The organism is Rhizobium sp. Root274 (genome assembly GCF_001429245.1).
GTDB lineage: Bacteria > Pseudomonadota > Alphaproteobacteria > Rhizobiales > Rhizobiaceae > Allorhizobium.
This window is the reverse complement of the sequence record NZ_LMJE01000008.1, coordinates 387,159-413,486: the sequence shown is the minus strand read 5'-3', so window position 1 is coordinate 413,486 and position 26,328 is coordinate 387,159. Positions and strand designations below refer to the sequence as shown.

At 62.1% G+C, this 26,328-nt stretch carries 29 protein-coding genes and 1 tRNA gene; 14 read left to right on the top strand and 16 right to left on the bottom strand.

The genetic code is table 11. The annotated features are described in order from the left end of the window. Positions 1-24: 24 nt before the first annotated feature. Positions 25-651: a J domain-containing protein gene (locus ASE36_RS17145; RefSeq protein WP_062282472.1), complete on the bottom strand. Its 627-nt coding sequence runs from the start codon at positions 649-651 to the stop codon at positions 25-27. 104 nt (positions 652-755) lie between these two features. On the opposite strand from ASE36_RS17145, the gene ASE36_RS17140 reads away from it, so the two are divergent. Then, a complete protein-coding gene (locus tag ASE36_RS17140; RefSeq protein WP_062282470.1) occupies positions 756-1,037 on the top strand; it encodes a BolA family protein in 282 nt (93 codons plus the stop codon). Positions 1,038-1,052: 15 nt separating this feature from the next. Here ASE36_RS17140 and ASE36_RS17135 read toward each other — a convergent pair whose 3' ends face one another. From ASE36_RS17135 to ASE36_RS17125, 3 genes are read right to left on the bottom strand one after another with little or no spacing between them, the layout of a single operon-like run. After that, positions 1,053-2,360: an HlyC/CorC family transporter gene (locus ASE36_RS17135; protein WP_062282844.1), complete on the bottom strand. Its 1,308-nt coding sequence runs from the start codon at positions 2,358-2,360 to the stop codon at positions 1,053-1,055. Next, positions 2,360-3,487, bottom strand: coding sequence for a 3-dehydroquinate synthase (gene aroB / locus ASE36_RS17130; protein WP_062282467.1), 1,128 nt, complete (start codon positions 3,485-3,487; stop codon positions 2,360-2,362). The genes ASE36_RS17135 and aroB overlap by 1 nt, the downstream gene beginning before the upstream one ends. After that, positions 3,484-4,074 carry a shikimate kinase gene (locus tag ASE36_RS17125; protein WP_062282463.1) on the bottom strand — a complete coding sequence of 197 codons (591 nt, stop codon included), beginning with the start codon at positions 4,072-4,074 and terminating at the stop codon, positions 3,484-3,486. Before ASE36_RS17125 ends, aroB begins: the two co-directional genes overlap by 4 nt. Before the next feature lie 145 nt (positions 4,075-4,219). Here ASE36_RS17125 and ASE36_RS22880 point away from each other — a divergent pair, with 145 nt between their 5' ends. The 5 genes from ASE36_RS22880 to ASE36_RS17105 all read left to right on the top strand — a co-directional run bounded on the left by ASE36_RS22880 (position 4,220) and on the right by ASE36_RS17105 (position 8,067). Then, positions 4,220-4,369: a hypothetical protein gene (locus ASE36_RS22880; protein WP_200945185.1), complete on the top strand. Its 150-nt coding sequence runs from the start codon at positions 4,220-4,222 to the stop codon at positions 4,367-4,369. Between the two features lie 16 nt (positions 4,370-4,385). Then, positions 4,386-5,327 carry a site-specific tyrosine recombinase XerD gene (gene xerD / locus ASE36_RS17120; protein ID WP_156378696.1) on the top strand — a complete coding sequence of 314 codons (942 nt, stop codon included), beginning with the start codon at positions 4,386-4,388 and terminating at the stop codon, positions 5,325-5,327. A 63-nt stretch (positions 5,328-5,390) separates the two neighbouring features. Beyond that, positions 5,391-6,344 (top strand): acetyl-CoA carboxylase carboxyltransferase subunit alpha, encoded by a 954-nt coding sequence (locus ASE36_RS17115; RefSeq protein WP_062282460.1) that lies wholly within the window; start codon positions 5,391-5,393, stop codon positions 6,342-6,344. Positions 6,345-6,511: 167 nt separating this feature from the next. Continuing rightward, positions 6,512-7,828, top strand: coding sequence for a L,D-transpeptidase family protein (locus ASE36_RS17110; RefSeq protein WP_062282457.1), 1,317 nt, complete (start codon positions 6,512-6,514; stop codon positions 7,826-7,828). Beyond that, positions 7,825-8,067: a sulfurtransferase TusA family protein gene (locus ASE36_RS17105; RefSeq protein ID WP_062282455.1), complete on the top strand. Its 243-nt coding sequence runs from the start codon at positions 7,825-7,827 to the stop codon at positions 8,065-8,067. Before ASE36_RS17110 ends, ASE36_RS17105 begins: the two co-directional genes overlap by 4 nt. Here the strand turns inward: ASE36_RS17105 and ASE36_RS17100 are convergent. Both ASE36_RS17100 and ASE36_RS17095 read right to left on the bottom strand, forming a co-directional pair. After that, positions 8,064-9,230 (bottom strand): CobW family GTP-binding protein, encoded by a 1,167-nt coding sequence (locus tag ASE36_RS17100; protein WP_062282452.1) that lies wholly within the window; start codon positions 9,228-9,230, stop codon positions 8,064-8,066. The genes ASE36_RS17105 and ASE36_RS17100 overlap by 4 nt on opposite strands. A 9-nt stretch (positions 9,231-9,239) precedes the next feature. Continuing rightward, positions 9,240-10,349 carry a D-alanyl-D-alanine carboxypeptidase family protein gene (locus ASE36_RS17095; protein WP_062282448.1) on the bottom strand — a complete coding sequence of 370 codons (1,110 nt, stop codon included), beginning with the start codon at positions 10,347-10,349 and terminating at the stop codon, positions 9,240-9,242. A gap of 148 nt (positions 10,350-10,497) precedes the next feature. Between ASE36_RS17095 and ASE36_RS17090 the strand changes: the two genes are divergently transcribed. From ASE36_RS17090 to ASE36_RS17080, 3 genes are all read left to right on the top strand, one after another. Beyond that, positions 10,498-11,658: a M20 aminoacylase family protein gene (locus ASE36_RS17090; protein WP_062282835.1), complete on the top strand. Its 1,161-nt coding sequence runs from the start codon at positions 10,498-10,500 to the stop codon at positions 11,656-11,658. Positions 11,659-11,741: 83 nt separating this feature from the next. After that, positions 11,742-11,818: transfer RNA gene (locus ASE36_RS17085), tRNA-Arg, on the top strand. 125 nt (positions 11,819-11,943) lie between these two features. Then, positions 11,944-12,177: a hypothetical protein gene (locus ASE36_RS17080; RefSeq protein WP_062282445.1), complete on the top strand. Its 234-nt coding sequence runs from the start codon at positions 11,944-11,946 to the stop codon at positions 12,175-12,177. Positions 12,178-12,188: 11 nt separating this feature from the next. Here the strand turns inward: ASE36_RS17080 and ASE36_RS17075 are convergent, their stop codons facing one another. The 3 genes from ASE36_RS17075 to ASE36_RS17065 form a co-directional block, all read right to left on the bottom strand. Further along, a complete protein-coding gene (locus ASE36_RS17075) occupies positions 12,189-12,377 on the bottom strand; it encodes a hypothetical protein (RefSeq protein ID WP_062282442.1) in 189 nt (62 codons plus the stop codon). Between the two features lie 72 nt (positions 12,378-12,449). Further along, positions 12,450-12,629, bottom strand: a complete 180-nt coding sequence (locus tag ASE36_RS17070) for a hypothetical protein (protein WP_062282439.1) — start codon at positions 12,627-12,629, stop codon at positions 12,450-12,452. Between the two features lie 68 nt (positions 12,630-12,697). Continuing rightward, a complete protein-coding gene (locus ASE36_RS17065; RefSeq protein WP_156378695.1) occupies positions 12,698-13,081 on the bottom strand; it encodes a hypothetical protein in 384 nt (127 codons plus the stop codon). A gap of 148 nt (positions 13,082-13,229) precedes the next feature. Here ASE36_RS17065 and ASE36_RS17060 point away from each other — a divergent pair, with 148 nt between their 5' ends. The 3 genes from ASE36_RS17060 to ASE36_RS17050 all read left to right on the top strand — a co-directional run bounded on the left by ASE36_RS17060 (position 13,230) and on the right by ASE36_RS17050 (position 15,200). Continuing rightward, entirely contained in the window at positions 13,230-13,493 is a 264-nt protein-coding gene (locus tag ASE36_RS17060; RefSeq protein ID WP_062282435.1) for a hypothetical protein, read from the top strand. 106 nt (positions 13,494-13,599) lie between these two features. Further along, on the top strand, positions 13,600-14,124 hold the full coding sequence (locus ASE36_RS17055) for a sigma-70 family RNA polymerase sigma factor (RefSeq protein ID WP_062282432.1): 525 nt from the start codon (positions 13,600-13,602) through the stop codon (positions 14,122-14,124). Beyond that, positions 14,124-15,200, top strand: a complete 1,077-nt coding sequence (locus ASE36_RS17050; RefSeq protein ID WP_062282428.1) for a DNA topoisomerase IB — start codon at positions 14,124-14,126, stop codon at positions 15,198-15,200. Before ASE36_RS17055 ends, ASE36_RS17050 begins: the two co-directional genes overlap by 1 nt. A 54-nt stretch (positions 15,201-15,254) precedes the next feature. On the opposite strand, the gene ASE36_RS17045 is transcribed toward ASE36_RS17050, so the two are convergent. After that, positions 15,255-15,758, bottom strand: coding sequence for a ferritin-like domain-containing protein (locus tag ASE36_RS17045; protein WP_062282425.1), 504 nt, complete (start codon positions 15,756-15,758; stop codon positions 15,255-15,257). Between the two features lie 155 nt (positions 15,759-15,913). Here ASE36_RS17045 and ASE36_RS22285 point away from each other — a divergent pair, with 155 nt between their 5' ends. After that, positions 15,914-16,645: a BON domain-containing protein gene (locus tag ASE36_RS22285; protein WP_082511169.1), complete on the top strand. Its 732-nt coding sequence runs from the start codon at positions 15,914-15,916 to the stop codon at positions 16,643-16,645. 7 nt (positions 16,646-16,652) lie between these two features. Here ASE36_RS22285 and ASE36_RS17035 read toward each other — a convergent pair whose 3' ends face one another. Next, entirely contained in the window at positions 16,653-18,455 is a 1,803-nt protein-coding gene (locus ASE36_RS17035) for a heavy metal translocating P-type ATPase (RefSeq protein ID WP_244474781.1), read from the bottom strand. Between the two features lie 148 nt (positions 18,456-18,603). Here ASE36_RS17035 and dxr point away from each other — a divergent pair, with 148 nt between their 5' ends. Further along, complete coding sequence (gene dxr / locus ASE36_RS17030) at positions 18,604-19,782, top strand: 1-deoxy-D-xylulose-5-phosphate reductoisomerase (RefSeq protein WP_062282420.1); 1,179 nt, start codon at positions 18,604-18,606, stop codon at positions 19,780-19,782. Between the two features lie 3 nt (positions 19,783-19,785). On the opposite strand, the gene ASE36_RS17025 is transcribed toward dxr, so the two are convergent. The 5 genes from ASE36_RS17025 to ASE36_RS17005 form a co-directional block, all read right to left on the bottom strand. Continuing rightward, positions 19,786-20,907 carry a serine hydrolase domain-containing protein gene (locus ASE36_RS17025; protein WP_062282418.1) on the bottom strand — a complete coding sequence of 374 codons (1,122 nt, stop codon included), beginning with the start codon at positions 20,905-20,907 and terminating at the stop codon, positions 19,786-19,788. A 75-nt stretch (positions 20,908-20,982) separates the two neighbouring features. Beyond that, positions 20,983-22,197, bottom strand: coding sequence for a 5-aminolevulinate synthase (hemA, locus tag ASE36_RS17020; RefSeq protein WP_062282415.1), 1,215 nt, complete (start codon positions 22,195-22,197; stop codon positions 20,983-20,985). A 225-nt stretch (positions 22,198-22,422) separates the two neighbouring features. After that, a complete protein-coding gene (locus tag ASE36_RS17015; protein ID WP_062282412.1) occupies positions 22,423-23,223 on the bottom strand; it encodes an FAD binding domain-containing protein in 801 nt (266 codons plus the stop codon). 15 nt (positions 23,224-23,238) lie between these two features. Further along, positions 23,239-25,605, bottom strand: a complete 2,367-nt coding sequence (locus tag ASE36_RS17010) for a xanthine dehydrogenase family protein molybdopterin-binding subunit (RefSeq protein WP_062282410.1) — start codon at positions 25,603-25,605, stop codon at positions 23,239-23,241. A 117-nt stretch (positions 25,606-25,722) separates the two neighbouring features. Beyond that, positions 25,723-26,211 (bottom strand): (2Fe-2S)-binding protein, encoded by a 489-nt coding sequence (locus ASE36_RS17005; RefSeq protein ID WP_062282407.1) that lies wholly within the window; start codon positions 26,209-26,211, stop codon positions 25,723-25,725. Positions 26,212-26,328 lie beyond the last annotated feature (117 nt).

Here is a 26,328-nt window from a genome sequence, read left to right as displayed (position 1 = left end):
CTCATCGCTGCTTGTGTGTTCGGACTAACAGAAACCGGCCTGCTTTAACAATTTGTAGGCTTCAATGACAGCGCGAAAACGCTCTTCGGAAGCCCTGTCTCCGCCATTTGCGTCAGGATGGTGTTTTTTTACAAGCTCCTTGTAGCGGGTCTTGATGTCGGTGGGCGTGGAGCTGACGGTAAGTCCAAGCGTATCCAGCGCTTTTGCCTCAAGCGTCTTCAGTTTCCGGTCCGCAGCCTGATAGCGCGAGGCTCCGCCCCGACCCTGCTGCACGAAGCCGAAAGGATCCTTGATGCGCGCCTGTGACGCAGCCGATCCGGAACGCATCGTGGAGTGGATCGGGCTCGATTTGGCAGCCTTGTTGACGCCGACGGTCCAGGTCGGCCGATGGCCGGTAATCGCTTCCTTCTGGTAGCGCGCGATCTCGTTGTCCGAGAGACCGGAGAAGTAGTTATAGCCCTTGTTGTATTCCTTCACATGCTCGAAGCAGAACAGGAAGAACTGCCCCTCCGCATGGCGACCCACGGGCGCGCGATGGGCCCCCGGCTTGTTGCAGCCGTCCCATTGACAGGTTGGATCGGATTTTTCCGGCTCCGCCGCACGCCGACGTTTGGTGCGGATCGGATCGAAGTATTTCGAGTCGAGTTTCATGCCGTAATTATGGGGCGCCGGCGGGGGCGCGGCAAGAATTGACAAACGGGAATGTTCAGCGCTTTGTGGGGCTTTGGCCGAAGCAGTGCCCAGGAGAATTTCCCATGTCCCTCCGCGACCGGATCGAAGCAAAACTCACCGAGACCTTTGCACCGGAACGGCTCGTGGTGATCGACGAAAGCGCCCATCACGCCGGCCATCAGCCCGACATCACCGGCACCGGCGAGACGCATATGCGCGTGCGGATCGTCTCGGATGCTTTCGCCGGAATGACCCGGCTCGCACGCCACCGGGCCGTCAACGATCTGCTGAAGCCGGAAATCGACGCCGGGCTGCATGCGCTGGCGATCGAGCCTGCGGCGCCCGGCGAAGCCACCCGTTGGTAACAGCCCGGACCGGGTTCAGGCCTGCGTTTCGGCCGTCTCAAGCGGCCGGATGCGCAGACGCGTGATCCGGTTCTTCTCCCGCTTCAACACGATGAAACGCTTGCCGTAGAAGGTGAAGGCCTGGCGCTCTTCCGGGATCGTCTTCGATTCATGGATGACCAGGCCGGCGATCGTGGTTGCCTCCTCATCCGGCAACTGCCAGTCCATGGCGCGGTTGAGGTCGCGGATCGGCACACCGCCATCCACCACGATCGACCCGTCGCTGTCCTGGCGCACGCCCTGGATTTCCAGATCGTGCTCGTCGGAGATGTCGCCGACGATCTCCTCCAAAATGTCTTCCAGCGTCACCACGCCCTGCACTTCGCCATATTCGTCGACGACGACGGCGAAATGCGTCTTGCGGCGCAGAAAGGCGTTGAGCTGGTCCTTGAGATTGGTGGTGTCGGGCACGAACCAGGGTTTTTGCGCGATCTTGACGATATCTAGATCCTGCGGCTCGACATTGGGTTCGGCGAGTGCCCGGATCAGGTCCTTGGCATGCACGACACCGATGATGTTGTCGGTGGTGCCGCGCCAGACGGGCATGCGCGTATAGGGGCTTTCAAGAATGGTGCGGATGGCGACCTCGGGCGCATCATCGGCATTGACGGCCCGCATGGCCGTGCGGTGGATCATGATGTCGGAGACCTCAAGTTCACCGAGATCGAGAACGCCACCGAGCCGGTCGCGGTCGGCTTTGACGACACTGCCCTCTCGGTGGAGCAAGGCCACCGCACCGCGCAGTTCCTCATGGGCCGACAGCATCGAGGCTTCGCCCGAGATCGAGACGCCGAAGATGCCGAGCAGCTTGCGCACGATCCAGTTGACCACGCTCGACAGGGGGCCGACGATCGCCACGTAAGGCCTGACGACAGGCGCGACAAACAGGGCGAACCTTTCGGGCGTCGAGATCGCCCAGCTCTTTGGCAGGACTTCCGAAAAGATGACCAGAAGCACGGTCATCAAAATCGTGGCGATCGCCACGCCGGAATCTCCGAGCAAGCCGAGGAAGAGACTGGTGGTGAGCGAGGACGCGAGGATGTTGACGAGGTTGTTGCCGATCAGCAGCGCCCCGATCAGCCGGTCGCGCCGTTCGATCAGCGAATTGACCAGGCCGGCGCGCGTATCGCCATTGACCTCTAGCCCGTGCATGCGGGCCCGGGACGTGGCGGTGAGGGCCGTCTCCGCACCCGAGAAGAAAGCGGAGGCACAGATCAGCGCCAGAATGGCGAGAAGCGTCAGCCAGTAATCCGACAGGTTCGACAGGAATGCCTGGAATTCCATCATGACGTGCGCATCTCCTCGATGAACCGCTCGACCTCGGAGGCCGGAACGTCGTCGGCGACGAAGGATTGGCCGAGGCCGCGCGTCAGGATGAAGGTGAGTTTGCCGCTCTTGACCTTCTTGTCCTGGGCAATGGCATCCATCAGCACCTCGGTCGGGGGCAACTCGCCTGGGATCTCGTCCATGCGGGTCGGCAGGCCGACTTCGCGCAGATGGGCCTCGACACGGTCCGCGAGATCGGGGCTGGCGAGGTTCATGCGGGCCGAGAAGCGGTGAGCGAGCACCATGCCGATCGACACGCCTTCGCCATGCACCAGCCGGCTGCTGTCATATTTCGTCGCCGCTTCCAGCGCATGGCCGAAGGTATGGCCGAGATTGAGCAGCGCGCGCCGCCCGTTTTCCCGCTCGTCAGCGGCCACCACATCGGCTTTTGCCTGGCAGGATACCGCGATGGCCTCGATTCGGGCGGCGCCCCCGGCAAAGACCTCACGCCAGTTGGCCTCCAGCCATTCGAAGAAGTCGGGCTTGTCGATCAGGCCATATTTGGCAACTTCCGCATAGCCGGCGCGGAATTCGCGCTCGGACAGCGTGTCGAGCACATCGGTATCGGCGAGCACCAGATCCGGCTGGTTGAAGATGCCGATCAGGTTCTTGCCCTGGCGGGCATTGATGCCGGTCTTGCCGCCGACTGAGCTGTCGACCTGGGACAAAAGCGAGGTCGGGATCTGCACGAAACGCACGCCGCGACGCACGATGCCGGCGGCAAAGCCGGTGAGGTCCCCGATGACGCCGCCGCCGAGCGCAATCACGGTGTCGTTGCGCTCGATGCGCGCTTCCAAGAGCACGTCGCAGACATTGGTGAGGCTGTCGAAGCTCTTGGTCTTTTCGCCGGCGGGAAGCGTCACCGAGACGGCCTCGATGCCGTCAGTCTGCAGGCTGTCCATCAGACCGTCGAGATAACGCGCGCCGACATTCTCATCCGTCACGATGGCGGCACGACGGCCCTTAATGCGGCTCGTGATCTCGCCACCGGCCCGCGCCATCAGGCCCGGCCCGATCAGGATGTCATAGGAGCGCTCGCCCAGCGGCACATGCACCAGGCGTTCCGAGGTTTCGAGCTTGGTCATTTCCGTTCGTCCTTACCGATATGATCGATGACAGCGGCAAGCACTTCGCCGGCAATCACCTCCTTGCGCTCATCCCTCGACTGCACCGTAACATCGGCCAGTGCATAGATGGGATATCGCTTGTCCATCAGGTCCTTGAGTGTCTGCTTCGGGTTTTCCGTCTTCAAGAGCGGCCGATGGTCACGCTTGTTGACGCGCTCCCAGAGCACTTCGAGATCAGCGTTCAGCCAGACCGACAGGCCGCCGCGTTCGATCTGCTTGCGGGTCTTGTCGTTGATGAAGGCGCCGCCGCCGGTCGAGACCACGCGCGGACCAGAACGCATCAACCGCTTGATGACGCGGGTTTCCAGTGCCCGGAATTCTTCTTCGCCATAGGCGGCGAAGAGTTCGGGGATCGTCATGCGCGAGACGCGCTCGATCTCGGTGTCGGTATCGATGAAAGGAAGCCCGAGCTGCTGGGCGACGATCCGCCCGATCGCCGACTTGCCGGCCCCCATCAACCCGACGAGAACCAGATTGCGGCGACCGAGCGCTGCCTTGGCGCGCTCACCGGGCGAGGGAGCTAGGTGGAGGATCGTATCGGTCATCGGCCTATTCGCAACTGTTTCATGACCTATTGACAAATAGGGAGCGAGCGTCAAGCCGTAGGCCGCAAACGGGCCATGCTGTCCCGCCCTTGCATCTTGCGCTCGCTTCTCCCTATCTAGGCAAAGCGAGCCCGAAGGACTGCCGATGCCAACCCTCTTCCGATTTCTCTTCTTCTGCGCCACGATCGTCGGCATCGCCTATGTCACGATGTGGTCCTTCGCCGTCTTTGTCGAGCCGAGGGAACGGGATGTGACGGTGCGCATTCCTTCCGAGCGCATCAATCCCGTCGAATAGCGAAAAGGAGGAAGGCGTGTCGGATCTGAGCCGGGCCCGTGTGGACGCCTTTCTCGAAATGCTGAGCGCCGAGCGGGGTGCGGCCGCCAACACGCTGTCCTCCTATGAGCGCGACCTGGAAGACCTCGCCTCCTTCCTGTCGGGACGGAAGGTTTCAGTCGGAAATGCCAGCCGCGACGATCTGGTCGCCTATCTCGCCGATCTCTCCCGCCGCGGCTTCCAGCCGACGTCCCAGGCACGCCGGCTGTCAGCCATGCGGCAGTTCTACAAGTTTCTCTATGCGGAAAATCTGCGCGGCGACGACCCGACCGCGATCCTCGATGCGCCGAAGAAGGCACGCTCCCTGCCGAAGGTCCTGACCGTCGAGGATGTAGGCGGCATGCTTAAGCTCGCCGAGGAGGAAAGCCGGCTGGAGGGGGCTGATCAGCCGGCCCGCATTCGCCGGCTGGCGCTGCTGGAGCTTCTTTATGCCACCGGCATGCGCGTGAGCGAGCTCGTGTCACTGCCGGCCAAGGTATTGACGCAGGAGGGGCGCTTCCTTGTGGTGAAGGGCAAGGGCAACAAGGAACGGCTGGTACCGCTGTCGCGCACGGCAATCGAGGCACTGGCCCGTTATGGCGCGACCCGGGCGGAAAATCCTGTTCATGCCGCAAGCCCCTTCCTGTTTCCGGCAGCGTCAAAGGAAGGGCATCTGCCTCGCCAGGTCTTTGCACGCGAGCTGAAGGATCTGGCGATCCGGGCGGGATTATCGGCCGCAGCCGTCTCGCCGCATGTGCTGCGCCACGCCTTTGCCAGCCATCTTCTCGGCAACGGCGCGGACCTGCGCGTGGTGCAGGAACTGCTGGGCCACAGCGACATTTCCACGACACAAATCTACACGCATGTGCTGGATGAGCGGCTGCAGCAACTGGTGCAAACACATCACCCCCTTGCAAAACAGGCCAAAAACCCCGATTAGGACCGGCAAAGCCGGTTCCTGCGGGCGGCAAGCGCTAAGGGACGAACGATCGGAACGGAGTTCATGCATAATTATCTCGACTTCGAAAAACCCATCTCCGACCTCGAGGCCAAGATCCGCGAACTGAAGAAGATCGCGGAAGAGGACGAGAGCATCGACACCTCGGAAGAGATCAGCCGGCTGGAAAGCCGCGTCGACGAGGCGATGGTGGAGATCTATTCGAAGCTGAACGCATGGCAGAAGACGCAGGTCGCGCGCCATCCGCAGCGTCCGCATTTCGTCGATTACGCCGAAGCGCTGTTCACCGAATTCACGCCGCTCGCCGGTGACCGCAAGTTTGCCGAGGACGCCGCCATTCAGGCCGGCCTCGCCCGCTTCCGTGGTCAGCCTGTCGCCGTGATCGGCCAGGAAAAGGGCAACGACACCAAGTCGCGCATCAAGCACAATTTCGGCAGCCCCCGTCCTGAAGGCTATCGCAAGGCAATCCGCGTCATGGAAATGGCCGACCGTTTCGGCCTGCCGGTGATTTCGCTGATCGACACGGCAGGCGCCTATCCGGGCGTTGGTGCCGAAGAGCGTGGCCAGGCGGAAGCCATCGCCCGCTCCACCGAAATGTGCCTCGGCCTCAAGGTCCCGATGATCTCGGTCGTCATCGGCGAAGGCGGCTCGGGCGGCGCGATTGCGATTGCCACCGGTAACCGCGTCTACATGCTGGAGCATGCAATCTACTCCGTCATCTCGCCCGAAGGGGCGGCCTCCATTCTCTGGCGCGACAGTACCCGCGCCAAGGAAGCCGCGACCAGCATGAAGATCACGGCGGAAGACCTGAAGGGCTTTGGCATCATCGACGGCATCATTCAGGAGCCGGTCGGCGGCGCCCATCGCGCCCCGGAAAAGGTGATCAACGCCACGGGCGACGTGATCTTCACGGCGCTCACTGAACTCTCCGCGCAATCGGGAGACAAGCTGCGCACCGACCGCCGGCAGAAATTCCTCGATATCGGCCGAAATCTCTGACGCTGCAGGCTTTTTGCCATCACTCCGCCGTTTTGCCGCCATAGCGGCAGAAGGCGGGTGAGGCCTACCGGTTTCCGGTGGTTTATAATTTGTGAAGAAAGACATTATAAACTATTGATCCCGGGCTCCTTGAGCCTGTCCATCAGTTCTGGAAAGAGCGTTTGCGCATGCGCTTGACATCAACGGCCCTGCTCCTGGTTTTCGCTGCTGCCCTGGCAGGCTGCAATGACACGCTGGAAAGTGCGACCTACGATACGCCCAAGGTCGCCAACAAGGTCGAGCAGCCACTGCCCGGCCGGATTCTGGCAGAGATCCAGAAGAAGGGCATGGAGCGCAATTCGCCGATCATGCTGCGCATCTTCAAGGAAGAGGGCAAGCTGGAGGTCTGGAAGGCGAAGACGAACAACCGCTTCGATCTGATTGCATCCTATGACATCTGCGCCTGGTCCGGCCGCCTTGGCCCGAAGGTCAAGGAAGGCGACCGTCAGGCGCCCGAGGGCTTCTATCCCCTGACGCCCTATCACCTGAACCCGAATTCGAAATATTTCCTCGCGATCAACACCGGTTTCCCGAACCGCTACGATCAGGCCAATGGCCGCAGCGGTACGAACCTGATGATCCATGGCGCCTGCTCGTCGTCCGGCTGCTATTCGATGACGGACGCGCAGATCCTCGAGATCTATGCCTTTGCCCGCGATGCCTTCAAGGGTGGCCAGACCTCGATCCAGTTGCAGGCCTTCCCCTTCCGCATGACGGCCGAGAACATGGCGCGCCACCGCCACAGCCAGCATATCGAATTCTGGAAGATGCTGAAGGTTGGCTACGACCAGTTCGAAGTGACAAAGCGCCCGCCGGAAGTGAATGTCTGCGAGAAGAAATACGTCTTCAACCAGATGCCTGCCGACGGCAAGAGCTTCAACGCCCAGGCCGCGTGCCCGCCGATGTCGACGCCGCCGGCACTCGAAATGGCCATGGCCGGCTACAATGCCGCCTATGACAAGGCCTATGACAAGGCCATGAAGAAGTTCGACGGCAAGATCTGGTACGACCCGACCGAAGCCGAGCGCAAAGCGCTGGTCGCGGACCTCCGCCGCTCCCGCGCCAAGGACCTCGCCTTTGCCCCGACCGGCTCGGCGCTCAAGGCCGGCAAGCTGCTCGACATCGACGACGTCGATCCAGCCACGCTGGCAGCGCCCGATGGCGCAGCTGCGATCAACCGCATGGCCAATAACACGCCGGACAATGCGGCAGCCGCCCCGATGTCAACGCCCGGCAATGCGGCACCGGTGACGAACCAGCCCATGACGGCGCAAACGGCTCCGGCGGCAACGGCCACCCCGGGCGCTGAGCCCACTGGCACCCAGACGGCGAGCAACATCCCTGTGCCGCAGCCGAACCCGCTGGCACCGCCACCGGTGACGGCTGCTGCCCCCGAGGCGCCGGCGAAGAAGAAACCTTTCTGGATGCTCTGGCAGTCGGAATGACCGACGCCGATCTTTACGATCTCAAGGGGCTGAAATGCCCCCTGCCGGTTCTCAAGACCCGGCGCAGGCTGGCGAACATGAAGCCGGGCGAGGAACTGCTGATCGAAACCAGCGATCCGCTCGCCGGCATCGACATCCCGCATCTCTGCAACGAGGACGGCCACGACCTTCTCTCCCAGGAGAAGATCGACACCGGTCACCGTTTCCACATCCGCAAGGGTAAGGTAGAGATTGCCTAGAACTTGAAGCCCGGCACCGACAGCGGATTGTCGGTCATGGCGGCGCGGTCGGGACGGTCGATTGCGACCTTGCCCGTAAAGGCGCCGAACAGATCCCGCACATAATCTTCCGACAGATCCTTGGTGATCAACACCAGTCGCGTCTTGCGGTCGGAGCCCTCGGGCCAGGCCGGCAAGCGGACCGGCGGATGGAAGATCGACTGCACCCCATGCAGCACGAGCGGCCGGTCCGGCCGATCGGTGAGCGCCACGATCGCCTTCATTCTCAAGAGCTTCTCGCCGTGGGTCGAGCGCAACAGGTCGATGAACATGTTGATCGCCATCGGATCGATCGGCTGGTCATGCACGATGGAGTAAGAACGGATCTGATCGCCATGACGGTTCACGTCATGGGCGTGATGGTGATGCCCGTGCCCATGATCATGGGCGTGGGCGTCGTGGTTGTGGTGCCCATGATCATGGTGGTGGTGATCGTGATGATCGTCGGCCGCCGCCATCTCGTCGCGCAGCCAGCGATCGACGTCCGGTATCTTGCTGCCGGGGTCGTAGAGACCGTTAATCAGGATCGAGGCATGCGCCGCATCCTCCTCGTCGCCATCGGTGATCGGCGCGCGCGGATTGAGCGCCCTCAGCCGAGCCGTGACGCGGTCGATCGTCTCGGCATCGGCGAGCGTTTTCTTGGTCAGGATCAACCGGTCGGCAACGGCCACCTGACGATAGGCCTCGGGAAAGTTGTCGATCGTCGCCAGACCGTTGACCGCGTCGACCACCGTGACGACGCCATCGAGATCAAAATGCTGGGCAATTGCCGGATGACCCATGACGGACTGCATGACGGGGGCCGGATCGGCAAGGCCGGTGGTTTCGATGACAATCCGCGACAAGGGTTTCAGCCGCCCCGTCTGCATGCCGTCGATCAGTTCAGCAAGCGTATCCACGAGTTCGCCGCGCACCGTGCAGCACAGGCAGCCGTCGGCCAGTTCCACCACGGCGTCGTTGGAGGCCTCGACCAGCAGATGGTCGATCCCGACCTCGCCGAATTCGTTGATGATGACGGCGGCATCCTTCATCGCCGGATCCTTCAGGAGCCGGTTCAAGAGGGTCGACTTACCCGCTCCGAGAAAGCCGGTGAGGATGGAGACGGGGATGCGCTCAAGCGTCATGACATCACTTTACATATTCGGTCGCGGCTTGGGGATTGGCACATTGGCGATCTCCCCGACTGGCACTTTCTTCGAATCAACCGGCGTGCTGCCGGGGATCAATCCGGCAAAGCTCATGACCGGCGGGTGGTCCATTTCTCGGATATAGGGGGACAGAAGCTTCATCCGCCCCGCCTCATCGCGGCCTTCGCTGCGCACGGCGGCCGCCTTCGGGTTGCAGATGTCGGCGCTGATATCGGCGACCTGGTCCTGGCCCTCGCCATAGGGGGCGAGTGCAGCCAGCCGGTTGCCGGCGGTATTCGTCGTCAGGGCCTTCTGCAGGAGATCGGCAGAGATATCGGCACGCGCGCCAAGACTGTCGGCACCCAGCACGACGGAGATGACCGTGCGGCCGTTCCGCGTTGCAGACGAAACCTGGTTGAAGCCGGAGGCGCAGATGAAGCCAGTTTTCATTCCGTCAGCCCCGGGGAAGCGGCCGATCAGCATATTGTAGTTCGGGTAGTCCTTCTTGCCGGTCGTCACCCCCTCGAGCGAAAAATACCCGGCATGCTCCGGGAATTCGCGGCGGATGGCGGCGGCAAGCAGCGCGAGATCCCGGGCGGTCGTGTACTGCCCCTTGCCCGGCAATCCGTTTGGATTGATGAAACGGCTGGAGCTCATGCCGAGCCGCTGCGCCTCGGCATTCATCCGCGCGACGAATGCCCCTTCCGTACCGCCGACGGTCTCGGAGATCGCCACAGCAATGTCATTGGCCGACTTCACCAGCAAAAGCTTCAGGGCACTGTCGAGCGTCAGCTTCGAGCCCGGCTTGAAATACATCTTGCTGGCCGGCTGGTCGGCGGCATGTCTGCTCATCACGACGACGGTATCGAGCGATACCTTTCCGCTGCGGATCGCCTGGAAGGTCACATAGGCCGTCATCAGCTTGGTGAGCGAAGCCGGATACCATTTGCGGAAGGCTTCCTGATGCGCAATCACCCGACCGCTCGCCACATCCACCACCACGATCGGATTGGCGGCAGCGACACTCGGGACGGCAATGGCGACAAGGGCTGCGGCGACGGCCAATTTACCGAGGGCTGCTCTGGCGGAAAACCTGCCCGGGCACTTCGTTGACACGGTTGAAACCTCATATTCGATGGTGAGGGGTGCTGGCACTGCGATGCCATGGAAGTGCAAGCAATGGCAAAGCCCATTGAATACGTCAATTGAAAGGCGCACATTCGGGCCCGACAATCATGTGATCGAAAGCGTCCAGGACAACACAATGCCGATACTGAACCGTGCCTCCGAACTCCAGTCGGAGGCCACAGAGTGGCGTCGCCATCTGCATGCCAATCCCGAAATTCTCTATGACGTCGAAGAAACCGCTGCTTTCGTTGCGGCGAGGCTCCGCGAATTTGGCGTCGACGAAATCGTCACCGGCATTGGTCGCACTGGCGTGGTGGGGATCATCGAGGGCACGGCCAAGGGCCCGACCATCGGGCTGCGAGCCGACATGGACGCCCTGCCGCTCGAAGAGATTACAGGGAAGCCCTGGGCCTCGACAACACCAGGTCGCATGCATGCCTGCGGCCATGACGGACATATGGCCATGCTTCTGGGTGCAGCCAAACACCTGGCGGAAACCCGGAACTTCGCGGGCCGCGTCGCGGTCGTCTTTCAGCCGGCCGAAGAAGGAGGGCGCGGAGCGCTTGCCATGGTCGAAGACGGCATGATGGAGCGCTTCGACATCGCCGAAGTCTATGGCATGCACAACATGCCGGGCAAGAAGGCCGGCAGCTTCGCCATTCGCAAGGGCGGCATCATGGCAGCCCCCGACAAGTTTTCCCTGAAGATCACCGGCCGCGGCGGCCACGCGGCTGAGCCACACAACACGACCGATACGATCGTCATCGGCGCGCAGATCGTTGCCGCGCTGCAGACGATTGCGGCGCGTAACGCCAATCCGCTGCGCTCCGTCGTCGTGTCCGTCACCCAGTTTCATGCCGGCACCACGCACAACATCATCCCCGAAGAGGCCTTCATCTCCGGCACCGTGCGGTCACTCGACGAAAAGGTTCGCGATCTTGCGGAACGGCGGATCGGCGAATTGGCCGCTGGGATCGCCGCGGCACATGGCGCTGAGGTCGACTACGACTACGAGCGCAACTGCCCGGTGACCGTTAACCATCCGAAGGAAACCGAATATGCTGCCAGGGCTGCGATCGATGTGGTCGGTGCCGACGAAGTCGACACCGAGGTAGACCCCAGCATGGCCGGCGAAGACTTCGCCTTCATGCTGCAATCGCGCCCTGGCGCCTATATCATGATCGGCAATGGCGACACGGCGGGGCTGCACAACCCGTCTTACGATTTCAACGACGATATCCTGGCCGCCGGTATCTCCTATTGGGTGCGCCTCGCCGAACAGCGCCTGCCCCGATGACGCCGATCAAAAACCAGACGGCTGCAGCCTTGCGCGGAAAACCGCTTGGCTTGCCCGTCGGCCTTTTGTATGGAGGAGGGAGTGGTCCCGTAGCTCAGCAGGATAGAGCATCAGATTCCTAATCTGAGGGTCACGCGTTCGAATCGCGTCGGGATCACCATTGCGTCAGCAAAAAGTTCCCTGTGCGAATCTGGGGTTGCATTCGTTGCCCTTTACGTCGAGCATGTGTTTACCATGCTGGCGAACGCGTGCCGATTGAGCCAGCAGATATTTGGAGGGAATGCGATGACTCCAAGATCTTCCGGCTTGAAGGCTGATGCGGCCAATATCGTCGAGCGTGCTGTCAGCCGCATCAATGACGGCGCATCCGTGGTGTTAGAAGGACCTGGGCAGGAAAACGCCACGGCCCTGTTGTTCTATCTCGTGGAGAACGGGGTGCGGGACGAGGACGAACTTGTTGAGCTCGCCATGCTTGCCAAGGGCAAGCGTTATAACCCGACCGACGGCACATTTACCTGATCGAGGCCTTGTCACGAGCGTCCTCCGAGATGCCGTGTATCGGCATTTTCGTCCTGCTGGTAGAGTTCTCTAGCCGCAGCATCACTGCGTCTTTGTTCATCTGGTCGAAGACGCCTTTGCCGCATCAGCGCATAGATGATGGCACCTGCGAGAATGACAGGACCCAGCGTTACCGCCATCAGCCAGAACAGATCGGTCATCGGAACACCTCGCTCAGTGTGAGAGGGCTTGTACCGTTGCCAACCGGCGGTAGCCTGAAAGGTTCCCGGCTCTTAATCTTCCTTCGGAAACTTTTCGTCCAGGGCCTTCTGCAGATCCTGCGCAAGGTCGACGAGGTTTTGCGGGACTTTCTCCCGCTCCAGCTCGATCATCAGCAGATCGAGCTTGTCCCGCACGATACCGCCCGTCCGGTCGCGCCTGCCAGGGATAGAGCTTCCCGCTGATTGTGACATCTGTTTCTCCGATAAGCATGCATCTGATGGGCGCGCAGTATAGAACTGCGGCGTCCTCGGGTTCTACGTCAATCGGTGCTGTCCGGATCTTTAGACCCGACCTTTTTTATGCGCTCCGCGGCGTCGCTGCTCAGTTCCAGTTCGGGGAAGGCGTCCAGCAATGCATCCGCACGCGCATAGACGAGATCATCGGCCTCAAGCACGATGCTCAAGCTATCCGCAACATCCACTTCGCCGTCGTGCAGAACTTCGACGCGATCACCCGAGGCCCGCACAAGCGTCGCCCGTTTTTTGAAACCTTGTTTGATCAACCAGTCGCGAGGCGCCTGGAGGTTTACCTTGGCGACCAGCTGCTCGTCTCTTTCTTCTACGGTCACATGATAGGAAACCGGCGAAAGACGCTCGCCTATCAGCAGCTGCCCCTGTCCGTCTGCGTTCTCGAGATGCGCCATGCAAGGTCCTTTCATTCCGCGAATGAACAAGCAAACACCGCCTGACGAGAGATGTTCCCTTTGAAAAAGCACCTCATTGAGGGAACTGTCGCCACGACCACACGTTGATGTGACGAAAATTCAGGAGCGTTTTCAGCACGAGGCAACCATGAGCAGCGCAAACCAGACTACGGATCATGAGGAGATCCGCCGCTGGATCGAGGAGCGAGAGGGTACGCCGTCACGCGTCAAGGATAGCGGCGAAGGCGGAATTCTTCGCGTCGATTTCGGCGAACAGGAGGAAAACCTGGAGCCGATGGAATGGGATGACTTCTTTTCGGTGTTTGAGAAGAGCGACTTGGCCTTTCTGCACCAGGATCGAACGGCAGACGGCAAACTGAGCCGTTTTTCCAAGTTCGTGAGCCGAAGCTGATCGCCATGCCTGCCGGTCGTGTCCACCCCCCTGCTGTTTGGGCCGATGGCCATTTCAGAAGGTTCGGCGGGCACCGCGGCGTCCAGTACCATTGGAGGAGTGTGACTTGAACACCCGCACACGCAGAGCCGAGCTTGCCGCACAGTCCGAAGTCGTGGAACTCATTCCGGCGCTGCGGGCCTTTGCGCGCACCTTTTGCCCAAAGCCCGAAGAGGCCGACGATCTCGTCCAGGAAACGCTGACCAAAGCGCTCGCCAATCTCGACAAATTCGAGCCGGGCACGCGGTTGAAATCCTGGCTCTTCACCATCATGCGCAATACCTTCTGCACCCGTTTCAAGAAGAGCAGTCGTGAAACCATCGGCCTTCCCGAAGGGGTCAGCGCCAGACTGACCACGGAAGCAACCCAGGAATGGACTGTCCAGGCCGATGAAGTGCGCCGTGCGCTCGATCGTCTTCCCGAGCATCACCGCGAAATGCTGGTTTTGATCGTCATGCTGGGTGAGCGTTACGAAGATGCGGCCGAGATTTGCGGCTGCGCTGTGGGAACGGTCAAAAGTCGTCTCAGCCGCGCGCGCCAGCAGCTTCGCCGCGAACTCGGCGAAATGGGCACCGACAGTCCGGTCGGCTGATGCGTAACCCTGACGACGAGCAGCCGTTAAACCCGCTTCCCGAAGATCGGGCCGAACTTGAAGAGATCGGCCTCGTCTACACCACAGACAATATGCCGGGCATATCGCGCCGACGCAGAGGCGCGGGATTTTCCTACCATCTTCCGGATGGAACAAGGCTTACGGACGATACGATTCTCCAAAGGATTCGGCGCCTGGCCCTGCCCCCCGCTTATGACCGGGTCTGGATTTCGCTGGAGCCGAGGGGCCACCTCCAGGCGACCGGGCTCGATGCCCGGGGTCGCAAGCAATATCGCTACCACGCAGACTGGGCCTCCTGGCGCAGCACCCGCAAATTCGGCGATCTCGTCACCTTCGGCCACGCCTTGCCGATCATCCGCCGGCGGGTCTTGCGCGACCTCGAAGACCGGACACAGGAAACGCCCTTTCTCTTGTCCGCGCTCGTCAGCCTTCTCGACGTCACCTATATGCGCGTCGGCAATCGCACCTATGTCGAGGAAAACAAGACCTATGGCGCAACGACGCTGCAGAAGCGGCACCTCACCTTCGAACAGGACGGCATCCGCCTGAGCTTCACCGCCAAGGGCGGCAAGCGTGTGCGCCGCAAGCTGCGCCATCCCCGCCTGCAGAAAATCCTTGAAGAAATCGCCGACCTGCCTGGCCGTGACCTGTTTTCCTGGCGAGACCGGGACGGTAGCCTGCACCGGATCGATTCCGGCCGGCTGAACGCCTATCTCGCCCAGATCACGGGTCATTCCTTGTCCGCCAAGACCTTTCGCACCTGGGGTGGCAGCGTCGCCGCTTTTGGCGAGGCCTGGAAAATGATGCAGGCGGATGAGCGTCCGACGATCCGCCGGATGTGCGAAGTGGCTTCCGACCGGCTGCACAACACGCCGACCATCTGCCGGTCGAGTTACGTGCATCCTGCTATCCTGGCGCTAAGCGACAAGGAAACCGATCTCTCAGCCGTGAAGGCTGTCGTCAGCGCTTCCACGGGTCACGCGCTGCTGCGGGCGGACGAAAACCGCCTGATGGCCTTCCTCGAAGGCGGTCCCTTCACCCCTCCCGACGCCTGACGCAGAAAGGCCCGGACAAGCCGGGCCTTTTGCATGGGAAAGAAGAGCCTGAGATCAGGCAGCCTTCTTCTGAGCAGCCGAGTTGACAGCCTTTTCGGCAAGCTTGGTCAGCGCTTCGTCGGTCTTCGATTCTTCCGACAGCGTCTCATCGAGAAGCTTCACCGCATCATTATAACCGAGCTGCAGCGCCCAGGCCTTCAGGGTGCCGTAGCGGCTGATTTCATAGTGTTCAACGGCCTGTGCGGCTGCGAGCAGACCCGCATCCAGAGCCGGCGAGCCCTTGAATTCTTCCATGATCTCTTCGCTTTCCTCGACGATGCCGTCGATGGCGGGGCAGGTCTTGGCGCGGGGACGCTTACCGATGATCTCGAACACCTGCTGCAGGCGCTCGACCTGGCCTTCGGTTTCGTCCTTGTGCTGCTGGAAGGCAGCCTTCAGCTTTTCGTCCTGGGCGGCACGCGCCATCTTCGGCAGCGCCTTCAGGATCTTGCGTTCGGCGTAATAGATGTCCTTCAGGGTCTCGTGGAACAGGTCTTCGAGTGTCTTGGTCGTAGCCATGGGTTTTCTCCTCTTGTGGGAATTGCACACGAACAACCGGACTCCGGACGCTTTGTTCCTGGGGATATTTGTCATGCAGATCGGAACGATCGCGGCCCTTCTCGGTTGGCCTGATGTGACGCTTCGACGTCCCTCACCGAAAAAAGGAGGAAAGAATGGCCAACGAATTCGAAAACCGGAACGGTCGTGACCGTCGAGGCCCGAGCGGCGACTACGCGCCGGGCGAAAGCGGTTTCGTGCGCGGCTATGGCGAAGATCGACCGGATACCGACCGTTACGGCCCGGACCGCCAGCGCGACTTCGGCTATGACGGCGGCTATGGCGGCTCCGGCTCGCGTTATCCGCGGATGGGCCAGGCCGAACGGCCGCGGGAAACCTACGGCTATAATGGCGACCCGGCAGATCCGGGTTATGGCGACAATGGCCGCTCCAATCGTTATGCCGACGCGTTCCGCCCGGGCTATGGCGGTCCGGGAGGTCGGGGCAACGACGACAGGTATCGGGGCTACAACCGCGGGCGCGACGATGACCGCGGCTTCTTCGACAAGGCACGGGATGAAGTCTCTTCCTGGTTTGGCGACAATGAAGCCGGTCGGCGACGCGAGGCTGACGATCACCGGGGCAAGGGTCCACGCGGCTACCGCCGGTCGGATGCCCGCATCCTCGAAGAGGTCAACGACCGCCTGAGCGACGATCCTTCAGTCGACGCCTCCGACATCGAGGTCAGTGTCGACGGTGGTGAGGTCACGCTAACGGGTCAGGTGACCGACCGCTGGGAAAAACGTCGGGCGGAAGACTGCGCCGATCATGTCTCCGGCGTGTCCCATGTTCAGAACAACCTGCGCGTCCGTGTTTCGGGAGACGGCAGCGTGATGACACAGGCCTGACGATTAGTCAGGCCCGCAAAGCCCTAAGTGCATTGAGGATGACGGCAACGTCGATCACCTCCTGCAGCAGGGCACCCTGCACCGGCGACAAAAGCCCGACGGCGGCGCAGACCATCGCGGCGCCGGAGAGCGCCACGCCCGCACCGGCGCTTTGTCGGGCAATACGCCGTGAGCGACGGGCGATCGTGCAGGCGAGTGGCAGGCGGCCGAGATCGTCGGCCAGAAGCACGGCATCGGCCGCTTCCGAGGATGCGGCCGAGCCACGGACGGAGATGGCAACGCCCACATCGGCGGTCGCCAAGGCCGGCGCATCGTTGACGCCGTCCCCCACCATCATCACGATACCCGTGCGCTTTTCCTTGAGAACCAGATCAACCTTGTCCGGCGCGGTGAGGTCACCCTTCACCGCATCGAGGTGAAGGGTGGCGGCTGCGGCTTCCGCTACATCGCTCCGATCTCCGGATGCCATCACGATCCTGTTTATGCCGAAAGCGCGGAAGGCGGCGATGGCATCCGCCGCGTCCTGCCGCACGGGGTCGGTCAGCAGGATGTGGCCGGCGGCTTTGCCATCCACGCTGACGGCAACCACCGCGGCGCCCGGCGGCAGTTCGGCTCGCGACAGGACCTCTCCCGGCGAGAGATGGCGACTGACAAAGCCGCTTCCGCCAAGCACGACGGAATGGCTGTCGACCAGACCCAGTAACCCCTGCCCCGGATGCTCGACGACATCCTGCGGCAGGGAGAGCGGCAATCCCTGATCGAGTGCGGCGCGCACGAGCGCCTCGGCCGCGACATGACCGGAGGCCTGGTCGAGCGAAGCGGCCAGACGCAGCACCTCGGCCTCGGTGAAACCGGACCCCGCCAGCACGGCGCCAACTTCGGGTCGTGCGGAGGTGACCGTACCCGTCTTGTCGAGCACGACGGTGGAAACGGCAGCAAGAGCCTCAAGCGCGCTTGCTGTCTTCACGAGCACGCCTTGTGCTGCGGCGCGCGACATGCCGGAGATCACGGCAACCGGCACGGCAAGGATCAGCGGACAGGGCGTGGCAACCACCAGCACGGCGAGGGCGCGTGCAGGATCGCCGCTCCAGGCGAAAGCCCCGCCGGCAAGACAGAGGGTCAGGCCAAGAAAATACAGAGCATAACGGTCGGCGAGGCGAGCCATGGGAGACCGACTGGCCTGCGCCTGCTCGACCAGCCGCACAATGCCGGCATAGGTGCTGGCCGCTGAACCGCGCAGGACGAGGAGGTCGAAGGCATCGCCGACGACCGTCGCTCCGCTCGGCACCTCGCACCCCTGCTTGAGGGTGACCGGCGTGGGTTCACCGGTGAGCGCAGACATATCGAGGCTGGCTCCGGCGGCCAGCAACCGTCCGTCGACCGGCACCACCTCGCCCCGCCGCAGGAGGATGATATCGCTCGGAGCGAGGCTTTCGATCGGCTCGGCGACGAGGGTATCGCCACGGTGGACCATGGCCGTACGTGCCACGCGGCCGAGAAGTGCACTCATATCGCGCCGGGCGCGGCCTTCGGCAAAACTTTCAAGCAGTTGCCCGCCGGCATACATGACGGAAACGATGGCGGCGGCAAGGCTTTCCCCGAGCACAAGCGCCGTGCCGATGGCAAGCGCCGCGATGGCATCGACGCCGATCCGGCCACTGAGGAGCGCTCGCACCATATCGAAGAGCAGCACGGCCAGGACCGCAAGCGCTCCAACAGACCAGGCAGTGTGCGCCGTCACCATGGCATCGGAGAGATAGAGAAAGCCGCCGATCGAGAGGCAGGTGAGCGCCAGGCCGGCGAGCAGCAAGGGCCCGTTCTCCCGCAACCATCCCATTGGCTCCCCCTTTCGCATTCGACCTCCTGCGTTTGAGCGCTGCGTCAAAGCCTCTTCTCTTGCTGGTCTTCCCTTTCCCTTGTAGAGCCATCTGAGCATGAAGCAATCGGACGTAAGCAGCATGATCGACAGCGACCGGCCCCGCCGCCTCTCAGTCCTCGGTTCGACCGGTTCGATCGGCGTCAGCACGCTCGATGTCATCGAGCAGCTTGGCGGGCGCGATCACTTCGAGATCATGGCGCTCACCGGCAACGGCAATCTGGACCTTCTGGCCGAACAGGCACGTCGCACGGGCGCGAAGCTGGCAGTCACCGCCGATGAGAGTCAGTATGTGGCCCTCAAGGATTTGCTCTCCGGCTCCGGCACGGCTGTTGCTGCCGGCACGAGCGGGCTGGACGAGGCTGCCGACATGAATGCGGGCTGGGTAATGGCAGCGATCGTCGGCACGGCAGGTCTGGCCCCGACCTTAAAGGCAGCGGCACGCGGAGCCGATATCGCGCTCGCCAACAAGGAATGCCTGGTGTCTGCGGGCCAGCTTTTCGTCGACGCGGTGAAAGCGGGCGGCGGCAGACTGATCCCGGTGGACAGCGAACATTCGGCGATCTTCCAGTGTCTGGAAGCCGACCAGCGCCACGCGCTGGAGCGTGTCGTCCTGACGGCCTCAGGTGGCCCCTTCCGCACTCACAGCCGCGAGCAGATGGCCAATGTCACGGTGCAGACGGCGCGCAGCCATCCGAACTGGTCGATGGGCCTGAAGATCTCCGTCGGCAGCGCTTCGATGTTCAACAAGGCGCTGGAGATGATCGAGGCTAAGCACCTCTTCGATGTACGCCCCGACCAGATCGAGGTCGTCGTGCATCCGCAGTCGATCATTCATTCGATGGTTGGTTATACGGACGGCTCCGTCATCGCCCAGCTCGGCGTGCCGGATATGCGCACGGCCATCGGCTATGCGCTGACCTATCCGAAGCGCCCGGCGCTGAATGTGGACCGGCTGGACTTCGCCAAGCTGGCACGGCTTGATTTCGAGGCGCCCGACGAAACACGCTTTCCGGCGATCCGGCTTGCCCGGACGGCGCTGGAACGTGGCGGATTGCAGGGCGCCATCCTCAACGCAGCGGAAGAGACCGCCTATAACGCCTTCGTCGAGGAGAAGATTGGCTTCCTCGCCATGGCGGATGTCGTGGAGCGGGTGATGGACGATTTGACCGGGATTGCCGAACCGGCATCAATCGCGGACGTGTTTGCCGCCGACCGCGAGGCAAGGCGTCAGGCGGCTGAAGTGATTGCCCGCCTCTAAGCGTCAGGAACAATCGTAGACGGCAGCCCGCAGCATTTCCGGATAGGGCCCGGTACAGCCTTCAAGGGCGTTGTTTGTCAGGCTGACCACCGTCAACCGCTCCGCCGGATCAATGAACCAGGTATTGCCATAGACACCGCCCCACTGGATCGCTCCTTTCGGCAAAGCCGTCATGGCGGCGGCGGGGTTGACGACGAGGCCGCCGACGAAGGTGAAACGATAACCGGGCTCTCCGTCGACATCGCCGATCTGGTTCGACAGCGCGGCCTTGGCTGTCTCTGGTGACAGGATTGGCGCACCGCCGCTGCGCAGCATTTCGAGAAGCCGCATCACATCGTCAGCCGTTCCCACCATGCCGGCCCCGCCGGACTGGAAGGCCTTGGGGTTGAAGATACGGGCGGGTGAAAACACCGTACGCCATGCTTCCTCGTCCCCGCTGACCCACGGGTCCGGCATGCGGACGGGCCTCCCGGGATGATCGGCATAGGGAACCGCCAAGCGCTCTCGATCGGTAGCGTGGAAACGCGAATCGACCATGCCGAGCGGTTCGGCCAGATGGTGGACGACGGCATCCTCCAGTGTGCCGCCATGCACGGCGGCGAGCACCCCGCCAAGGATGTCGGTGGCGAAGGAATAGGCCCAACGCGCTCCCGGCTCGAAGGCGAGCGGGATGGCATTGTGGCGGCTGAAATTTTCTTCGAGACTGAAATCCGTATTGCCAAGGCCGAGCGTCATGCGCTGGCTCTCCGGCAGGAGTTCGAGTGCCGGATCGTAGATGAGACCCGACGTGTGGGTCAGCAGATGGCGAATGGTGATGGCCGCTTCGCGACCATCCGGACTCTTCGGCCGGAACCAGGGGAGGTAATCGCTGACCCGATCATCGAGGCGCAGCAGCCCCTTCTCGACCATGACCAGCGCGGTCACGGCAACGAACGGCTTGGTGACGGAGGCGTAGCGGAAGATCGTATCGAGCTTGACGGGAAGGCCGGCTTCGCGGTCGGTAAAACCGGCCGCCTTTTCCAGGATCGGCTTCCCGTCCTGATAGACCAGCACCACGGCCCCGGTGATGCGTTCTTCCTCGATCACCCGGTCGACCAGGTCACTGACGCGCTTGGCAATGGTCACGTGCTAAACCTCCCAAAGAAAATGCGGGCTCCGTTTCCGGAACCCGCATCGTTATGCGAAGGATTGAAGCGGTGATCAAGCCACGGCGCGGGCGAGCGCGCAGCGCGACCAGAGATGGTGCAGCGAGCCGACCAGATGTTCGAGATCGGCATCGGTATGCAGCGGAGTGGGCGTGATGCGCAGCCGCTCGGTCTTTTTCGGGACCGTTGGATAGTTGATCGGCTGCACATAGATGGAACAGTTGTCGAGCAGCAGGTCAGAGATCCACTTGCACTTGGCGGCGTCGCCGACCAGCACCGGCACGATATGGCTCGGGTTCTGCACATGCGGGATGCCGGCCTTGTCGAGCATTGAACGCAGGCGGCGCACACGCTCCTGATGGGCAAAACGCTCGACCTGGCTGGTCTTCAGGTGGCGGATCGAGGCAACCGCACCGGCAGCAAGCGCCGGCGGCAGGGCCGTCGTGAAGATGAAGCCCGAGGCAAAGGAGCGGACGAAATCGCAAAGCGCTGCCGAGGCGGCGATATAGCCACCCATGACGCCAAACGCCTTGCCGAGTGTCCCCTCGATGACCGTCAGGCGATGCATCAGGCCTTCGCGTTCGGCGATACCGCCACCATGGGCGCCGTACATGCCGACCGCATGCACTTCGTCGAGATAGGTCATCGCGCCATACTTGTCGGCGAGATCGCAGATTTCCTTGATCGGCGCGATATCGCCGTCCATTGAGTAGACCGACTCAAATGCGATCATCTTCGGCGCCTTCGGATCGGCGGCAGCGAGCTTCGCTTCCAGATCCTTGACGTCGTTATGCTTCCAGATGACGCGCTCGGCCTTCGAATGGCGGATGCCTTCGATCATCGATGCGTGGTTCAGCGCATCCGAGAAAATGATGAGGCCCGGGATCTTTGCGCCGAGAGTGCCGAGGGCCGCCCAGTTCGAAACGTAACCCGAGGTGAAGATCAGCGCTGATTCCTTGCCGTGCAGATCGGCGAGTTCGCGCTCGAGAAGAACGTGGTAGTGGTTGGTGCCAGAGATATTCCGGGTGCCTCCCGCACCCGCGCCACAGTCATCGATCGCCTGTTTCATCGCGTCGATGACGAGCGGGTTCTGGCCCATGCCGAGGTAGTCGTTGGAACACCAGACGGTGACGTCCTGGGTGCCCTTGTCGGTATAGCGGGTGGCGCGCGGAAAATTGCCGCGCTGGCGTTCGAGATCAGCGAAGACGCGGTAGCGGCCTTCCTCGTGAAGTCCCGCCAGCTGCTCCGTGAAAAACGCCTCGAAATCCATGCCTGTAACTCCAGTCTTTCAGACCCTTTTGGGGTATCTCCGTCGCCGGGGTCAACCCCGCTTGTGTACATTCATTCTAAACTGCGACAAAAGGCGCGAACTTTAGAATCTTCACATATAAATCCTAACGGATTCTACCACCGCGAACTTGATCTGCGTCAACTCCAGACAAAAAGGACGGCAATGCGCCGTCCTTTCGTTGCAGCATCCCAGAGAACGCCTCGGTCAGGAGGCCTGGACGGCGCGTTTGGCCATGACCCGGATGAGGTTCGCCCGGTATTCGGAGGTGCAATGAAGGTCCGACATGAGGTCGGACGAATCAATCGCAACGCCGGATACCGCGTCCGGTGACCAGTTGGCCGACAATGCTGCCTCAAGTCCGGCATGCCGGAACACACCGTTCGACCCCGCACCGGTGACGGCGACGCGCACGCCCCCTGCTCCCTTGGAGACGAAGACACCGGTCATCGCATAACGCGAGGCCGGATTGGCAAACTTGGCGTAACCGGCCTTCTCCGGCGCGTCGAAGCGAACAGCCGTGATGATCTCGTCCTCGGCCAGCGCCGTTTCGAAGAGGCCGACGAAGAAATCGTCGGCTGCGATCTCTCGGGCGTTGGTGATGACCGTTGCCCCCAGCCCGAGCACGGCGGAGGGATAGTCCGCCGCCGGATCGTCATTGGCGACCGAACCACCGATCGTGCCCATGTGACGGACATGCGGATCGCCAATCATCGAGGCGAGATGGCAAACGGCCGGACAGACCGCACGGATCGCCGCAGACGACGCGACCTCCGCATGAGTGACGGCAGCGCCGATGGTCACGCGCCGACCCTCGACCTTGATGCCTTTGAGGGTTTCGATGTGGCGCAGGTCAACGAGATCGGAAGGCTGGGCGAGGCGCTGCTTGAGCGCCGCGATCAGGGTTTGGCCGCCGGCGATGAACTTGCCGTCCTCGGCACCGGACAGGAGCTTTCCGGCATCCTCGACCGTGGATGCGCGATGGTAGCTGGTGGAATAGAGCTGCATGGTCCTTTTCCTCCCTTATTCGGCGGCCTGGCGGGTCGCATTGGCCTGGAGCGCGCTCCAGACGGCAAGCGGCGTCGCCGGCATGTTGAGATCGTTGTTGCCGATTGCATCGGTGATCGCATTCATCAGCGCCGGCGGAGATCCGATGGCGCCTGCCTCGCCGCAGCCCTTGATGCCGAGCGGATTGCCCGGGCAAGGCGTGTTCTGGTGCGAGACATTGAAGGACGGCAGGTCGTCGGCGCGCGGCATGGCATAATCCATGTAGCTTGCGGTCAGAAGCTGGCCCGTCTGCGGATCGTAATGCACGCCTTCGAGCAGCGCCTGGCCGATCCCTTGCGCAATACCGCCATGCACCTGGCCCTCGACGATCATCGGATTGATGATATTGCCGAAGTCGTCGGCTGCGACGAACTGCACGATCTCGGTCTTGCCGGTTTCCGGATCGACCTCGACTTCGGCGATGTAGCAGCCGGCCGGGAAGGTGAAGTTGGAGGGATCGTAGAAGGCCCCCTCTTTCAGGCCCGGCTCCATGCCGGACGGCAGGTTATGTGCGGTATAGGCGGCAAGCGCCACCTGGAACCACGGCAGCGTCTTGTCGGTCCCGGCGACCTTGAGTTCGCCATTCTCGATGACGATGTCGCTTTCGTCGGCTTCCATCAGATGCGCCGCGATCTTCTTGGCTTTCGCCTCGACCTTATCGAGCGCCTTGACGATCGCCGACATGCCGACGGCACCGGAGCGGGAGCCATAGGTGCCCATGCCCATCTGCACCTTGTCGGTATCGCCATGGACGATGGAGACATTGTCGATCGGCAGGCCGAATCGTTCGGAAACGAGCTGGGCGAAGGTGGTTTCGTGGCCCTGGCCATGGCTGTGCGAACCGGTGAGCACTTCAACCGTGCCGACCGCATTCACGCGGACTTCGGCCGATTCCCACAGACCAACACCGGCCCCGAGCGAACCGACCGCTGCAGACGGCGCAATGCCGCAAGCCTCGATATAGCAACTCATGCCGATGCCCCGCAGCTTGCCGCGCCGCGCGGCTTCCGCCTTGCGGGCCGGGAAACCATTCCAGTCGGCAGCGGACATCGCAGCTTCGAGCGAGGCGTCGTAATTGCCGGCGTCGTAGCACATGATGACGGGCGTCTGGTACGGGAAGGTCCGCACGAAGTTCTTCTGGCGCAGTTCAGCCGGCGAAATGCCGAGTTCACGCGCTGCCGTCTCGACGGTGCGTTCCAGCAGGTAGGTCGCCTCCGGACGACCGGCACCACGATAGGCATCGACCGGCACGGTGTTGGTATAGACAGTCCGAACATTGGCGTGGATCGCCGGGATCGCATACTGGCCAGACAGCAGCGTGGCATAGAGATAGGTCGGAACTGAAGAGGAAAAGAGCGACATGTAGGCGCCGAGATTGGCGATGGTGTCGACCTTCAACCCGATGATCCTGTGATCCTTGTCGAAGGCCATCTTGACCTTGGAAACATGGTCACGACCATGGGCATCGGTGAGGAAGGCCTCGGTACGATCGGACGTCCACTTGACCGGCACGCCGGTCTTCTTGGATGCCCAGAGACAGACGACTTCTTCCGGATAAATGTAGATCTTCGAGCCGAAACCGCCGCCGACATCGGGCGCGATGACGCGCAGCTTATGCTCGGGCGCGACATTGTAGAAGGCGCTCATGACGAGACGCGCGACATGCGGATTCTGCGAGGTGGTGTAGCAGGTGAAATGATCTTCCGCCGTGTCGTAGATGCCGAGCGTCGCGCGCGGCTCCATCGGGTTCGGCGACAGACGGTTGTTGAAGATGTCAATCTCGGTGACATGGGCGGCACTGGCAATCGCCGCATCGGCGGCGGCACTATCGCCGATCTCCCAGTCGAAGATCAGGTTGCCGGGCGCTTCGGGGTGAAGCTGCGGCGCGCCTGGCTTCAGCGCATCGACGGCACCGGTCACCACCGGCAGTTCCTCGTATTCGACGACAACGGCTTCCGAGGCGTCCCGTGCCTCGCCGATGCTGTCAGCCACGACGATCGCGACGGCATCGCCGACATAGCGCACGGTCTCATGCGCCAGCGGACGCCAAGCGCCCATCTTCATCGGCGTGCCGTCCTTGGAATGGATCATCCAGCCGCAGATCAGATTGCCGATTCCATCGGCCAAAAGCTGCTTGCCGTCGAGCACATCGATGACGCCGGGCATGGCCTTGGCGGCGGTGACATCGATCGACTTGATCTTGGCATGCGCATAGGGCGAACGGACGAAATAGGCATATTTCATGCCCGGCACGACCATATCGTCGGTATACCGGCCCTTGCCGGTCAGGAAACGCTTGTCTTCCTTGCGCGCCACCCGCGCGCCGATTCCTTCAACACCCATTGTCTTCTCCTCCAGAAGTGAGCGAATAGCGAATGACGAATAGAGGACGGAGTGCGCTAAATTGACGTCGCCATGCGACGGACCATTCGCTACTCGCTATTCCCTACTCGCTTGAAGTCACTCGGCGGCCTGACGGCCGGCGGTCATCGCTTCATTGGCCGAAAGCACGGCCTTGACGATGTTGTGGTAGCCCGTGCAGCGACAGATATTGCCTTCGAGCTCGTGGCGGACGGTGGCCTCGTCGAGCGCACCGTTGTGACGACAGATCATGTCGAGCGCCGTCATCACCATGCCGGGTGTGCAGAAGCCGCATTGCAGGCCGTGATGCTCCTTGAAGGCCGCCTGCACAGGGTGCAGGTCGCCGCCGGAAGAGAGACCTTCGATCGTGGTGATCGACGACCCCGAGGCCTGGACGGCCAGGATCGAACAGCTCTTGATCGACTTGCCGTCCATATGGACGACGCAGGTGCCGCACTGGGTGGTATCGCAACCCACATGCGTTCCTGTCAGACCAAGCTTCTCGCGAATGAAATGCACGAGCAGGGTGCGATCCTCGCACTCTCCGCTCACTGTCCGGCCATTCACCGTCAGTGTCACTTTAGCCATCTTGTTCCTCCTCGTGTCTCTCCCGGACACAAAGGGTATCGTGTTAGTTTTATGTGACATGTGCAACTGTCCAGAAGGTCGCGGCAGAAAAATTTATGTGCCGCATCGCAGCATGAG